The sequence below is a fragment of the Kordia periserrulae genome (genome assembly GCF_003054265.1).
GTDB classification, from domain to species: Bacteria; Bacteroidota; Bacteroidia; order Flavobacteriales; family Flavobacteriaceae; genus Kordia; species Kordia periserrulae.
Map to the genome: position 1 here is coordinate 93,538 of NZ_QBKT01000002.1, position 13,294 is coordinate 106,831.

Sequence of the window (13,294 nt, forward strand, 5' to 3'; positions counted from 1 at the left end):
ACAGCTTGTTTTTACTGTCAGAAATCATCTAATTTAAGGAATAAAGAGTTGAATTTGATGATGGTCTTTTCTAAATTCGATACACAATCGATTGAAAAGGTAATGCCGAAAACCTAACAAAAGAGGCAATCAATAAAAACATTTTAATCATGAAAAAACAACAAATCAAAAACTTACAATTGAACAAAAAATCAATTTCAAACCTAAAAAAGACAAGTGTAAAAGGTGGAACATCAGGTTTGGCTTGTTACAGCATCTATTTTATGCCGTCAATTTGCTTTGACCATTGTCAAGAAAAATAGAAAAATCATTTTTCAACCTAAAAAGAGATAACGAAAGTTGTCTCTTTTTTTTATGTGTGAATATATCGTGCATAACTTCACAAAAACTTAGTATAAATGAGCTCGCTTTTGCTTCAAAAAACGGATGAAAAACTGTAAATTAGCCATATTGAGAATGGTTAAAAAAGAAGAAAGCGCAAACGCATGAAACAAGATTTAAGCGATTACCGAAAATCCTACGAAAAAAGTGAACTCTTAGAAGAAAACTGCGTTGAAAATCCGATAGAAATGTTTCGCAATTGGTTTGTGGAAGTGGAGCAATCGGAAACGGTAGCAGAAGTCAATGCCATGACCCTAAGCACAATTGGTTTAGATGGTTTTCCTAAAAGTAGAGTCGTGTTGTTAAAAAAATATACTTACGAAGGATTCATCTTTTACAGTAACTACAACAGTGAAAAAGGAAACGCAATCGCAGAAAATCCAGCAGTGTGTATTTCGTTTTTTTGGCCAGCAATGGAACGACAAATCATCATCAAAGGAAACGTGGAAAAAATTGCCGAAAACCTATCAGACGGCTATTTTGAATCGCGTCCGCGCGGAAGTCAATTAGGCGCATTGGTATCTAATCAAAGTGCCGTAATTCCGTCGCGCGAATACTTAGAACAACAACTAAAAGAATTAGAAACTGCCTACGAAGGCAAAGACATAGCACGTCCTTCACATTGGGGCGGATATATTGTAAAACCTAAAGAAATGGAATTCTGGCAAGGAAGAGCCAATCGGTTACACGACCGAATTCGCTACCAATTGCAATCAGATTATTCATGGAAAATGGATCGCTTAGCACCTTAAACTAAAACACACAACCATTGAAAACGCTCATCATTGTCCGACACGCCAAATCATCTTGGGAATATCCTGTAGATGACAAAGACCGACCTTTAAAACTACGTGGCATCAAAGATGCACACTTAGTGGCAACTCATATTGCGGAAGCTATAAAAACTCCAGAAGTTATTTTCTCAAGCATTGCTAACAGAGCTTTGCATACGTGCGCTATTTTTACGCGTAGTTTGGAATATCCGTTTGAAAAGATTGTCATCAAAGAAGATATGTACGACTTTGGCGGTTCAGGATTGGTTGCCGCCGTAAAATCATGTGACGATGCAGTAGCTACTTTGATGGTTTTTGGACACAATCATGCCATTACAGCGGTGGCAAACACCTATGGAAGTCAATTTTTTGATAATGTTCCGACAAGCGGCGTAGTTGTGATACAATTTGAGACCGATTCATGGAAAAATATCAGCGAAGGAACCACGCTTTTAAAAGTATTCCCAAAAGATTTAAAATAAATGGAGCATACCAAAAATAACTATATCAACAGAGAAATAAGTTGGCTTCAATTCAACGGACGCGTATTGCAAGAAGCGGCAGATAAAACCGTACCGCTTATAGAACGACTGCGCTTTATCGGAATCTTTTCCAACAACTTGGACGAATTTTTCAAAGTACGTTATGCAACGGTAAAACGTATTGCACAAGCAGGAAAAGGAGGAAGAAGCGTATTAGGTGGCACTAAAGCAAAAGATCTTTTAGAGCAAATCACCAAAATTGTCATCAAGCAACAAACGGAAAGCTTGCGCATCTTGAATGAAGTGCAAAAAGAACTCGAAAGAGAAAATATATTCATCATTAACGAGAAAAAAGTTTCGCCAAGCCAAAGTGCCTACATTGAAAAGTATTTCATCGAAAAAGTAAGTCCTGCATTGGTGACCATCATTTTGGATGATATTGATGAAATGCCTGGTTTAAAAGACAAAGCCGCGTATTTGGCAATCAGAATGGTGCTAAAAGAACAAACCAAAAACACCAAAAAAGTTACGCGATTCTTCAAGCCAAAAGTTAAAAAAATAAAATACGCGCTGATTGAAATTCCAAAAATGATTGACCGTTTTATCGTGTTGCCAAATGAAGGTGAAAAAAAATTCATCATCATTTTGGATGATTTGATTCGTCACTCGTTAGGAAATATTTTCAGCATTTTTGAATACGAAAGTCTGTCCGCACACATGATTAAAATTACGCGTGATGCAGAATTGGACATTGACAATGATTTAACGAAGAGTTTCATTCAAAAAATATCTAGCAGTGTCAAAGGACGAAGAAGTGGTGAGCCTGTTCGTTTTGTATATGACAAAACAATTGAAAAAGATACGTTTGAATATCTAATTCAAAAAATGGGCATTGACGATATTGACAGTTTGATTCCTGGTGGGCGTTATCACAACCGTAAAGATTACATGTCTTTTCCGAGTTTAGGTCGTGAAGATTTGCTCTACAAATCGTATCCGCCATTGCCGATAAAAGGACTCAATATGGAAGGAAGTTTGTTCGAAAAAATTGCCAAAAAAGACTATCTGCAATTCGCACCCTATCATACATTTGCCTATGTAGTTCGCTTTTTGCGAGAAGCAGCCTTAGATCCGAGCGTAGAAAACATAAAAATTACAGTGTATCGTTTGGCAAAAATATCACACGTAGCAAGTTCATTAATCAATGCGGTTAAAAATGGTAAAAAAGTAACTGTTCAAATAGAACTACAAGCACGATTTGACGAAGCGGCAAACATAAAATACGCCGAACAATTACAAAGCGAAGGTGTTGATCTTATTTTTGGAGTACAAGGACTTAAAGTGCATAGCAAAACCTGTGTTATTGAGCGAAACGAAAATGATAAAATTGTTCGCTATGGTTTTGTAAGTACAGGAAATGTAAACGAATCGACAGCAAAAATTTATACAGATTATACCCTTTTTACGGCAGACCAAAACATTTTAAAAGAAGTTTCAAAAGTATTCGATTTCTTTGAAACCAATTACAAAGTTGCAAAATACAAGCATTTAATTGTATCGCCGCACTACACACGAAATGCATTTTACAAGTTGATAAATGCAGAAATAAAAAATGCCAAAGAAGGAAAAGAAGCGTATATCAAAATAAAAGTCAACAGTTTATCAGATTATAAAATGATTGATAAATTGTACGATGCGAGTCGTGCAGGTGTAAAAATTCAGCTCATTGTGCGTGGAATTTGTTGTTTAATTCCTGGCGTGAAAGGAATGAGTGAAAACATAGAAGCCATAAGTATCGTAGACAAATTTTTAGAACACCCAAGAATGTTTATCTTTGGAAATGAAGGTGATCCGAAAATCTATATTTCATCAGCCGATTGGATGACGCGAAATATTGACAAAAGGGTAGAAGTAACTTGTCCGATATACGATGAAGACATCAAAAAAGAATTGTTAGACACCTTTGATATTGGTTGGAGTGATAATGTAAAAGCGCGTGTATTCTCTGAAAAACAAGACAATGCATACCGAAAAAACCAACTCATAAAAGTGCGTTCACAATTTGCTACGTACGATTACTATTTAGAAAAATTATCAAATTAACACAAAAAAGAATCCATTTTGAGAATTAGAAAATTTGGCGCTATTGATATTGGATCGAATGCTATACGATTGTTAGTTGCAAACGTAATTGAAGAAGAAAATAAAGAACCAAAATTCAAAAAAAGTTCATTGGTGCGAGTGCCAGTTCGTTTGGGACAAGACGTTTTTATGAATGGCGAAATTTCTAAAATAAATATTGATCGTATGACCAAAGCCATGAAATCTTATCGTTTGTTGATGGATGTGCACGGTGTGGAAATGTATATGGCGTGTGCAACTTCCGCTATGCGCGATGCAAAAAATGGAGCAGCTGTGGTAGAGCGTATCAAGAAAAAAGCGGATATCAATATTGAAATTATTGACGGAAAACGCGAAGCAGAAATCATTGCGTCAACCGATTTGCACAATGTTATTGAAAAAGAAAAAGACTATCTCTATGTCGATGTTGGTGGTGGAAGTACCGAATTGACCATTTTCTCAAGCGGAAAAATAAAAACATCACGCTCTTTCCAAATCGGAACGGTACGATTGCTCAACGAAATGATTACCAATGACGATTGGAAAGAAGTCGAAAAATGGATTAAACGCAATACGAAAGACTTAAAACGTTTGTCGCTTATCGGTTCTGGTGGAAACATCAATAAACTGCATAAAATGTCGGGCACTGCCATTGGTGAACCGTTGTCGTTTATTTACCTCAATGCGCAATATCAGTTTTTGCAAAGCTTAACCTATGAGCAACGTATTTCTGAATTAGGATTAAATCCTGATAGAGCCGATGTTATCATTCCTGCAACCCGAATTTATCTCTCAGCATGCAAATGGAGCGGCGCACAAAAAATATTTGTACCGAAAATTGGATTGGCAGATGGTATTATAAAGACATTATTCTTCGAATCATCGAAAAAACTGCAAAAAGGCACAAATATTTTGAATGTTTGATACTGTGATATGTATTTTTAAAAAACTAAAACACCAAAAATGAAAAAAATCATATTCCTTTCGTTCGTATTATGTTCCAGTTTTATGTTTTCTCAAGAAACCGATAAAACAACAAAAACTGATGAAATTGATACTAAAGAGTACGTGAGTGTTGATACCGAAACACGTTACGGTTTTAAAGCTGGAATCAATATTTCCAATTACAGCAGTACAAATATAGATGATATTCAAGATGGTTTGAATGATTCGCGCATTGGTTTTATGGCTGGATTTTTTATCGATATGAGTATTGCTGGAAAATTGCGATTTCAACCAGAATTTTTGTACTCAGCACAAGGAGCGAAAGAAAAAGGATTGCGTGCCGATTACTTGCAAGTGCCATTGATGCTAAAATACGAACTCACCGAATTCTTAAACATTCAAGTCGGACCGCAAGTTGGTGTGAAAATTCACGAATTTGAAGACAGTTTTAAAAATTTCGACTTCGGAATCAACGGCGGATTTGGACTCACACTTGTAGAAAATTTAGTCCTTGAAGCACGTTACAACTTAGGTTTGGCAGACATGTTTGACGAAGACAGAGCGCCAAACGTAGAAGGAAAAAATGCAGTGATTCAAATTGGGTTGTCGTATAGACTGTAGTTTAGACTCACTTCGCTCTAGACTGCTGGCGCTTTTAGACTTTTCTTTAGAACGCTTCGCTGTTAGACACGCTTCGCTCTAGACCGCTTTGCTTTTAGACTTTTCTTTTGTATCTCTTTGCTCATAAAAACGCTTTATACATTATTTTAAATCCTATGATTCGTCACTACGAGGAACAAGTGACGTGGTAGTCTCGTTGTTGTAATGCAGCATTTTTTTATGAATGCTTTATAAAAAGTAAGTTAATCAAAGACAATCATTACTATTTGAAGCACGAGATTGCCGCGAGTTTTACAAACTCTCGCAAAGACGTTTCAAAAAACGCGCAGCGTTTCCAAAAAAAGTCTAACAGCGAAGCGTATCTAAAAGCGCCAGCGGTCTAGAGCGAAGTGTATCTAAGAGCAAAGCGAGTCTAAATCAGCCGTGCATCGTTTCTTTAGTTCCCAAATCTTTCATGATTTTTGCTTCGTAATCCAACAATGCTTGCCATTTTTCATCTACTTCTTCACGATTTCCGTATTGTCGGGCAAACCCTAAAAACATGGTGTAGTGATTGGCTTCACTTTTCATCAAATTTCTATAAAAAGTTGCCAATTCTTGGTCTTCTATATTTTCGGAAAGCAATTTAAAACGCTCGCAGCTTCTAGCTTCAATCAATGCGGCGTATAACAATCGGTGGACGAGTTGTGTGGTTCTGCTGCCACCTTTTGGAAAAAATTGCACGAGTTTAATGACATATTCATCCTTTCGGTCGCGTCCGAGTTTCCAGCCTCTTGCTAAAATTCGGTCGTGTACCATTTTAAAATGGCTCATTTCTTCTTTGACCAACGCAATCATCGCTTCAATCAATTCTGGATATTCTGGAAAACTTACAATTAACGAAATTGCAGTACTTGCTGCTTTCTGCTCACAAAACGCATGATCGGTTAAAATTTCTTCAATATTCTTTTCGGCAATATTCACCCAACGTGGATCGGTTGGCAATTTCAGTCCTAACATCATAGCAATTAAATTTCTAAGTCAAAATCCTTTCGTAATTGTTCTACAAGCGGATTGATTTCTTTTAATTTTTCATACTTATCGCGTGTCGTAAACGCGTATTTTTTCTCCGTCAATTCGTTTACGGTAATATCTAGCGACACATCGTAATTATTCAATTCCGCACGAATAAATTCCAACAACGGATATTGCGCACGTTCAATCTCTACACGCATGGTGTCATTTGGCAACTCAATACAAATAATCGTATCGTTTTTTAACGTTGGAACATCTGTCGACAGCAACGACGCCATGATTTTTTCTCCTTTTTTCGAGATTTTCTCTATATAACTGTTCCACACTTCGCGCATGCGTTCTTCCGTAAACGCATCTTTTGGCAATTCCTTTTGCTGAACAACTCTGCTTTGCTGTTTCTTCAGATGCTCTTGCTTGGCTTTGATGCTCGACAATGACAAGCCTGATACTCTATTTTTCATCATAGAAATATCAATTTTTGGCTTTGGGGGTGATGGCGTTACTGTGTTTTGTGGTGTTTTTTCCACTTCCGTAGATGAGTTCTCAGTTGCGGTTTCTGCTGAATTTGTATGTAGCTGTGGTTCCTCAACCGTTTGTGCATTTGGCACTTCTTGAACCTTTGTTGTTTTTTCTTCTGAAGTTTTCGCTGTTTTTTTATGGTGCGAAATAAAAAATGTCGCGGGAATTATGAACCGTTCGCTATTTTTTTTTTCTCCATCATACATGATAGAGGCAAGTTGCATTAGGCATAATTCCACCAATAATCGCTGGTTGCGACTGGTTTTGTATTTTAAATCACAATCGTTTGCCAGTTCAATTCCTTTCATCAGAAATTGTTGCGAAGTTTTTTGCGATTGCTCTAAATATTTCTGTTTCGTTTGGTCGCCAACTTCCAACAATTCAATAGTAGAAGGATTTTTACAAACCAATAAATCTCTAAAATGCGACGCGATTCCTGCAATAAAATGATGTCCGTCAAAACCTTTTGAAAGTGTTTCGTTAAAATCAACCAATAACTGCGGAATGTTATTTTCCAACATCAAATCCGTAGCCTTGAAATAGATTTCATAGTCGAGCACATTCAAGTTTTCGGTTACGGCTTGTCGTGTCAATTGCTTTCCAGAAAAACTGACTACACGGTCAAAAATAGACAAGGCATCACGCATGGCACCATCGGCTTTTTGTGCAATAATGTGAAGTGCGTCATCGTCCGCTTCTACACCTTGACTTTCGGCGATATATTTTAAATACTCTTTCGCATCTTTCACGCCAATTCGTTTAAAATCGAAAATTTGGCATCGTGATAAAATGGTTGGAATTATTTTGTGCTTTTCGGTCGTTGCCAGAATGAAAATAGCATGTTTTGGCGGTTCTTCCAGTGTTTTCAGAAACGCGTTAAACGCAGCTTGCGACAACATGTGTACCTCATCAATAATGTACACTTTATAATTTCCTACTTGCGGCGGAATGCGCACTTGCTCAATCAAGCTTCGGATATCGTCTACCGAGTTGTTAGAAGCGGCATCCAATTCAAAAATATTGAACGCGAAATCTTCATCTGGATTCTCCGTACCATCTTGATTGATTTTTTTCGCTAGAATTCGCGCACAGGTAGTTTTTCCAACACCTCGCGGTCCGCAGAATAATAAGGCTTGTGCCAAATGATTACTTTGTATGGCATTTTCTAAGGTATTCGTAATCGCTTGTTGACCGACAACATCTTTGAATGTTTGCGGTCTGTACTTACGAGCTGATACAATGAAATGTTCCATAGAATTCGGGTAATCTTACGTGACAAATATAACAATACATATCTAATCAAACACAGGAAAACCATAGATAGTTGTCTCTTTTTATCAACAGTTTTTTGAGACGTTTCAAAGCAAAGATATTTTAAACAACATGCGCTTTATATGCAAACAAAACAGTACTTTTGCGGCAAGCAGGCTACCTTATCGCCGTGTGCCAAATCAAGTTTGGGACAAGGAGGAAAGTCCGAACACCATAGTGCATTGTAGCGGATAACATCCGTCCGTCGTGAGGCGAGGACCAGTGCAACAGAAAGTATGTACAGGTAATGCTGTAGTGAAATCAGGTAAACTCTACAAGGTGCAATGCCATGTATATGAGCGTTTGAGAGCGGCACGTTCGATGCTCAAGGGTAGGCAGTTAAAGATTGCTGGTAACAGTAATTTTAGATAAATGATAAGGCTCGACAGAATTCGGCTTATGGCCTGCTTTTTAAATGAAACTCAACTTTTAAAAGTTCAAAGAACATATTAAATGTTGTAAGTTGAATTTATTCCTTTGCAGGAAAGAATCTTCTTAATAGAAACAAAATTGAGCTAAAAAAGCACATATTTTTTTGAACTCCAATCAAGAAAAGCGCAAAGCGTGGATTACAAATTGAATTTATTCTTTCACTTGAAAGAATCTTTCTTGGTAAAGCAAGAAGTATTTTTGGATGGATTTTTTGGTTGAAATACCTTTTTTAATTTATAAAAAAAGAGAGAAATGTCTCGATTAAATTTGAAGAAAACTTAGTATTAACTTAATAATTCACATATGAAAAAATGATACAAATTCTTGACGATTTCTCTCCTTAAAATACTTTTATGTACTAACATTTAAATTTTAAGTTCATAAAATTTAAATAAACTAACTTATATTAATGATGTAAAAGTACTTCGATTTTCCTTAATCAAACATAAAAAACTGATAAGTTTTGTAAGGTAAAACCGTATTTTTTATTTTAACAAAACCAATATCCTGTTCTTGGATCATAACAATCAAAACAAGTTCCGTTTTGACATATTTGGTCAATAGTACAATCTGATTGTGATGAACATCTTTTAGGAGCTTTTCTTCCTCCTAAGATATTTTTTTGTGCAGATTTTGCTAACTCTTTCGTTCCTTGGAGTTTAAGAATGTTTTTTAACATGATTATAAGTTTTTGGTTAATAGGTAAATGTAAATAAACTAAGTATCAATTGCTTACGGTGAATCCGTAGTTGTGCTATAGTAATGTGGAAGATTTTTAATAATTTATAAGACAATTATTTTTTCAACAAAAAAACCACGCCGTAAAGCGTGGTTTTTTAGTATATTTTTTCAAGCGATTACTCTGCCATGGTGTGATACACATTTTGGACATCGTCATCTTCTTCTAGTTTCTCTAATAGCTTTTCAATATCAGCAGTTTGTTCTTCATCCAATGTTTTAGTGACTTGTGGAATGCGCTCAAAGCCAGAGGATAATATTTCAATTTCACGACTTTCCAATTCTTTCTGAATAGCTCCGTAACTTTCAAATGGCGCGTATAATAAAATGCCGTCATCATCCACAAAGACTTCTTCCACACCAAAATCGATAAATTCCAATTCGAGTTCTTCTACATCTTGTCCCTCGGCAGGAATTCGGAAGTTACACGTATGATCAAACATAAATTCTACCGAACCTGATGTTCCCAGACTTCCGTCACATTTATTGAAATAACTACGAACATTGGCTACCGTGCGGTTGTTGTTATCCGTTGCCGTTTCTACCAAAATTGCAATTCCGTGCGGACCGTATCCTTCAAATAATACTTCTTTATAGTTTTCCGTATTCTTATCAGACGCTTTCTTTATGGCACGCTCAATATTGTCTTTTGGCATGTTGGCAGCTTTCGCATTCTGAATTACCGCACGCAACCTAGAATTGGTTTCAGGACTAGGACCACCTTCTTTTACTGCCATTACAATATCCTTCCCAATTCGGGTAAAGGTTTTTGCCATTGCAGACCAACGTTTCATTTTTCGTGCTTTTCTAAATTCAAATGCTCTTCCCATTATGCGTGTCTTTTTTTAAATTTTTACAAATATATATGTTGTCTTACTCTTTTGGAATATGTCGGCTTAAAAATTTTGACGAAGCTTCATTCCATTGATTGATGATTTTCGTACGTTTTTTATTGAGCTCTTCGTTGGTTTTGTTAAAATCATTCACTGCTGTATTGTAATCGTTGACCATTTTGTTGTATTGGTCAATATCTTTTTGGGTACGATTTTTTGGTTTTTTCTTGTCAATCGCTTCTTTGATGGCTGTAAATTTTTCATTCAACAAGAAGAATTCCAGTAATTTTGGCATTTCGTTTTGGGTTTCTTCTAAGTAAAATTCCAATGCTTTTTTTGTAGCTTTTATAAGAGAAGCATCTTCTTTATAGATAGCAACCGTGTCCAAATCTTGCATGCCTTCTTTGGCAAAATTTTGCAACGCATTCAAATTTTGCTGCATTGCGCTGATGTCTCCTTTTGACAAACCATTGAGCAGAAACGTTTCTTGAATATTGCTTTTAAAAAATACCAAATACACATCGTTTCGATGATCAAAAACTTTGTTAGAGATTTTCATCTTTTTCCCCAATTCTGTTTCTGATTCTATTAATTGAATATTATTCCTAGCTGCATACGCTTCCAATGCTTTTTCGTACGATTCTTGCGCTTGTTGCATGCGCTCGTCTACTTTTTTTTGCGCCAAAATATAGGCTTCCATAAAGTCGTACGATTGCTCCGCAACTTCTTTCATATCTACAATTTTGGCATAATCATTTTTTAAAATATTCATGCGCAACTCCATATAGTCCAACACTTGTGCTTTGTAGGCATCTTCACCTTCAAACGGTTTGGCCTTTTTTATAGTAATCATAGCGCGCTCTACTGATTTAATCAAGCGTTTTCGGTCACCTTCAATTCTGCGAGCACTTTTGCTGTGCGCCACCGATTTGGTGTATTTCCACATGCTTTTGCTAATCTTCGTGTTTTCTTTCCCGATAAAGGTCAAATAGGCGTTTGGCGTTTTAAAAGTTTGCGCAGTCGTTGTTTGTAGCGTACACACACAAATCAGTACGAAAAGTGTTTTAAAGTAAGATAATTTCATGTTTTTTATTTGGATAGTTGTTGTATGTAATCTGAAAGAATGCGATATGTTTCTTCAATTTCATGGTCGGTTTGAATACTTTTTATCGCATACGAATTCTCTTTGGCTTTGTTTTTATTATAGGCTAAAATTTCTTTGTAATCTTCCAAATTCACCACTTCAAAAGTATCATGCTCCATTTCAATAGCATCCGATTTTTCAAAAATGGCATTAAAGCGATTCAAATCGTCTTCAATTCCTTTCACAGTTAGCGGCATTTCACGTTCGCTTTGTAAATACGAAAGTAAATTTTTGTTGATTTCTTGAATGGTGAGGGAAGCTTTGTTTTTTTGAAGTCTAGCAAAACTTCGTGCACGCAAGTCGTCGTAATTTGCAGCTTCAGGAATTTTAAAATAGACGTTTTTTTGAATGGTATCACTCACAATAACATTTGGATTTTCACTTTCACCATCTTCAATGCCCGTTAGTAAACTTGGAAATTCAATATCTGGAACAATCCCAATAGCTTGATGCGAATTGCCTTTAAAACCATACATTTTTTCAATCGTGATGCGCAAAAAACCTTCTTCACTTTGTAACGGCATAATTTGTTGAATAGTTCCTTTTCCGTACGTTTTACTTCCCACAATAATCGCGCGGTTATGATCGCGCAACGCCGCTGCAATAAATTCGGAAGCTGAGGCACTTTCATGATTAATCAAAATTACCAACGGTTTGGTAAATAGCGTACCACGATTCAAGTCTTTTACAATGGTTTTATTGTTTTTTTGGTCGCGATAAATTCCAATGGGACCTTTGTCTATAAACATTCCCGCCAAATCGATGGCTTGTTTCATAGAGCCGCCGCCGTTTCCGCGCAAATCTAAAATCAGTCCGTCAATATCGACAGCATTGAGTTTGAACAATTCTTTGGCAATATCATTGGCGCTTCCAAAGCCAAAATCCATGTTGGTATAAAAACTCGGCAATGAAATATAACCAATGTTTTGCTTACCTTTTAGAATAAAACTATTGACCGCATTTTCTTCAATTTTTAAATTTTCTTTGCGTAAAACGACTGTTTTGTTGAGATTTTTATCGGTTAAAAAATGGATAGTAATGGTTTTATGATTTTCTTCGTTAATGAAGTCGTACAAACTCACCAACGAAAGACAAGTGGTGTTGATTTCGGTATCGTTTGCTTCTAGTGATAACACCAAATCGCCCGCGTTGATTTCTTTTTCTTTCCAAGCAGTACTTCCCGTTTGCAAACCTGCAACCACAATTTTTCCATCGCTGTTTTTCGAAAACCATACACCAATAGAGCTTGTTTCTGTGCCAATGGAATTCATGAAATTTGTATTGTCAGTTGGGTCAAAAAAGCTGCTGTGCGGATCAAAATAGGAGCAAACCACATCTAAAAAAGTCGTTTCTACATGCGCTTGTAATCCGTTGACAACTTGAAGCTTGTCTACAATAAAACACTTGTTTTCTGAAATCACCTTTTGTTTGAGCTGCGCTTTTATCTTAGGGAAATTAGAAGGTTCGCTCAGCGATAAATAATCGCGAATCATGTCTATTCGAATCTTTTTAGACCAACGTTTTTGAAGTGTTTTTTGAGTTTTAGAAAATGTTGATTTTTCTTTGAAATTTCCATAATACACACTGTCTTTTCCAGAAAAATCGAGTGTGGCTTTTTCCAGTTGTTCAATGGTTTCTTTCGTTTGCTTTAAGTGTTTTTCATAAAAAGCGGTGAATTCATTAATAAAATCACATTCACCATTTAGCAAATAATCATCAAGTTTATCTTTTAAAGGCGCTAGCGATTCAATAGCTGCTTTCGAGTAAAGCAAACGCCGACTATCGAGTCGCTCCAATAAAGTGTTAAAAACATAGTTGGAAAATGCATCATCAATTGTTTTGGGTTTGTAATGATGCTCCTCAAGCATTGTTAAAACTAAGCGCGATTTAGTACAAAAAGAAGAATCAATTTGTGCAAAGGTGGAAGTTGCCACAAAGAGCAACAGGAAACGAAAAATAGTGTGCATGAATGCGAATAGA

At 36.2% G+C, this 13,294-nt stretch carries 12 protein-coding genes and 1 other RNA gene; 7 read left to right on the top strand and 6 right to left on the bottom strand.

The window, feature by feature from the left end; translation table 11 throughout:
- Window positions 1-149 precede the first annotated feature (149 nt).
- The 6 genes from C8N46_RS20345 (at window position 150) to C8N46_RS04540 (ending at window position 5,323) form a co-directional block, all read left to right on the top strand.
- Window positions 150-302: a hypothetical protein gene (locus C8N46_RS20345; protein ID WP_158269078.1), complete on the top strand. Its 153-nt coding sequence runs from the start codon at window positions 150-152 to the stop codon at window positions 300-302.
- A gap of 183 nt (window positions 303-485) precedes the next feature.
- The gene (pdxH, locus tag C8N46_RS04520; protein WP_108113691.1) at window positions 486-1,133 is read left to right on the top strand and encodes a pyridoxamine 5'-phosphate oxidase; all 648 of its coding nucleotides are present in this window, start codon (window positions 486-488) and stop codon (window positions 1,131-1,133) included.
- A 17-nt stretch (window positions 1,134-1,150) separates the two neighbouring features.
- Window positions 1,151-1,636 carry a SixA phosphatase family protein gene (locus C8N46_RS04525; RefSeq protein ID WP_108113692.1) on the top strand — a complete coding sequence of 162 codons (486 nt, stop codon included), beginning with the start codon at window positions 1,151-1,153 and terminating at the stop codon, window positions 1,634-1,636.
- Window positions 1,637-3,739 carry a polyphosphate kinase 1 gene (gene ppk1, locus C8N46_RS04530; RefSeq protein ID WP_108113693.1) on the top strand — a complete coding sequence of 701 codons (2,103 nt, stop codon included), beginning with the start codon at window positions 1,637-1,639 and terminating at the stop codon, window positions 3,737-3,739.
- Window positions 3,740-3,754: 15 nt separating this feature from the next.
- Window positions 3,755-4,681 (top strand): Ppx/GppA phosphatase family protein, encoded by a 927-nt coding sequence (locus tag C8N46_RS04535; protein ID WP_108113694.1) that lies wholly within the window; start codon window positions 3,755-3,757, stop codon window positions 4,679-4,681.
- 39 nt (window positions 4,682-4,720) lie between these two features.
- Window positions 4,721-5,323, top strand: a complete 603-nt coding sequence (locus tag C8N46_RS04540; protein WP_108113695.1) for a porin family protein — start codon at window positions 4,721-4,723, stop codon at window positions 5,321-5,323.
- A 417-nt stretch (window positions 5,324-5,740) separates the two neighbouring features.
- Here the strand turns inward: C8N46_RS04540 and miaE are convergent, their stop codons facing one another.
- On the bottom strand, window positions 5,741-6,322 hold the full coding sequence (miaE, locus tag C8N46_RS04545; RefSeq protein ID WP_108114120.1) for a tRNA-(ms[2]io[6]A)-hydroxylase: 582 nt from the start codon (window positions 6,320-6,322) through the stop codon (window positions 5,741-5,743).
- Between the two features lie 8 nt (window positions 6,323-6,330).
- A complete protein-coding gene (locus tag C8N46_RS04550) occupies window positions 6,331-8,109 on the bottom strand; it encodes a DNA polymerase III subunit gamma/tau (protein ID WP_108113696.1) in 1,779 nt (592 codons plus the stop codon).
- Between the two features lie 167 nt (window positions 8,110-8,276).
- Between C8N46_RS04550 and rnpB the strand changes: the two genes are divergently transcribed.
- An RNA gene (rnpB, locus tag C8N46_RS04555) (RNase P RNA component class A) lies at window positions 8,277-8,582 on the top strand.
- 507 nt (window positions 8,583-9,089) lie between these two features.
- Here the strand turns inward: rnpB and C8N46_RS04560 are convergent.
- From C8N46_RS04560 to C8N46_RS04575, 4 genes are all read right to left on the bottom strand, one after another.
- Entirely contained in the window at window positions 9,090-9,278 is a 189-nt protein-coding gene (locus tag C8N46_RS04560; RefSeq protein WP_108113697.1) for a hypothetical protein, read from the bottom strand.
- 178 nt (window positions 9,279-9,456) lie between these two features.
- On the bottom strand, window positions 9,457-10,167 hold the full coding sequence (locus C8N46_RS04565) for a YebC/PmpR family DNA-binding transcriptional regulator (protein WP_108113698.1): 711 nt from the start codon (window positions 10,165-10,167) through the stop codon (window positions 9,457-9,459).
- Window positions 10,168-10,210: 43 nt separating this feature from the next.
- Window positions 10,211-11,254, bottom strand: coding sequence for an LIC11966 family surface protein (locus tag C8N46_RS04570; RefSeq protein ID WP_108113699.1), 1,044 nt, complete (start codon window positions 11,252-11,254; stop codon window positions 10,211-10,213).
- Between the two features lie 5 nt (window positions 11,255-11,259).
- Window positions 11,260-13,281, bottom strand: coding sequence for a S41 family peptidase (locus C8N46_RS04575; protein ID WP_108113700.1), 2,022 nt, complete (start codon window positions 13,279-13,281; stop codon window positions 11,260-11,262).
- Window positions 13,282-13,294 lie beyond the last annotated feature (13 nt).

Bases quoted from the DNA above. Each gene is read 5' to 3' on its own strand.
- C8N46_RS20345 (WP_158269078.1), top strand. From the start codon at position 150: ATGAAAAAACAACAAATCAAAAACTTACAATTGAACAAAAAATCAATT.
- pdxH (WP_108113691.1), top strand. From the start codon at position 486: ATGAAACAAGATTTAAGCGATTACCGAAAATCCTACGAAAAAAGTGAA.
- ppk1 (WP_108113693.1), top strand. From the start codon at position 1,637: ATGGAGCATACCAAAAATAACTATATCAACAGAGAAATAAGTTGGCTT.
- C8N46_RS04540 (WP_108113695.1), top strand. From the start codon at position 4,721: ATGAAAAAAATCATATTCCTTTCGTTCGTATTATGTTCCAGTTTTATG.
- miaE (WP_108114120.1), bottom strand. From the start codon at position 6,322: ATGTTAGGACTGAAATTGCCAACCGATCCACGTTGGGTGAATATTGCC.
- C8N46_RS04550 (WP_108113696.1), bottom strand. From the start codon at position 8,109: ATGGAACATTTCATTGTATCAGCTCGTAAGTACAGACCGCAAACATTC.
- C8N46_RS04560 (WP_108113697.1), bottom strand. From the start codon at position 9,278: ATGTTAAAAAACATTCTTAAACTCCAAGGAACGAAAGAGTTAGCAAAA.
- C8N46_RS04565 (WP_108113698.1), bottom strand. From the start codon at position 10,167: ATGGGAAGAGCATTTGAATTTAGAAAAGCACGAAAAATGAAACGTTGG.
- C8N46_RS04570 (WP_108113699.1), bottom strand. From the start codon at position 11,254: ATGAAATTATCTTACTTTAAAACACTTTTCGTACTGATTTGTGTGTGT.
- C8N46_RS04575 (WP_108113700.1), bottom strand. From the start codon at position 13,281: ATGCACACTATTTTTCGTTTCCTGTTGCTCTTTGTGGCAACTTCCACC.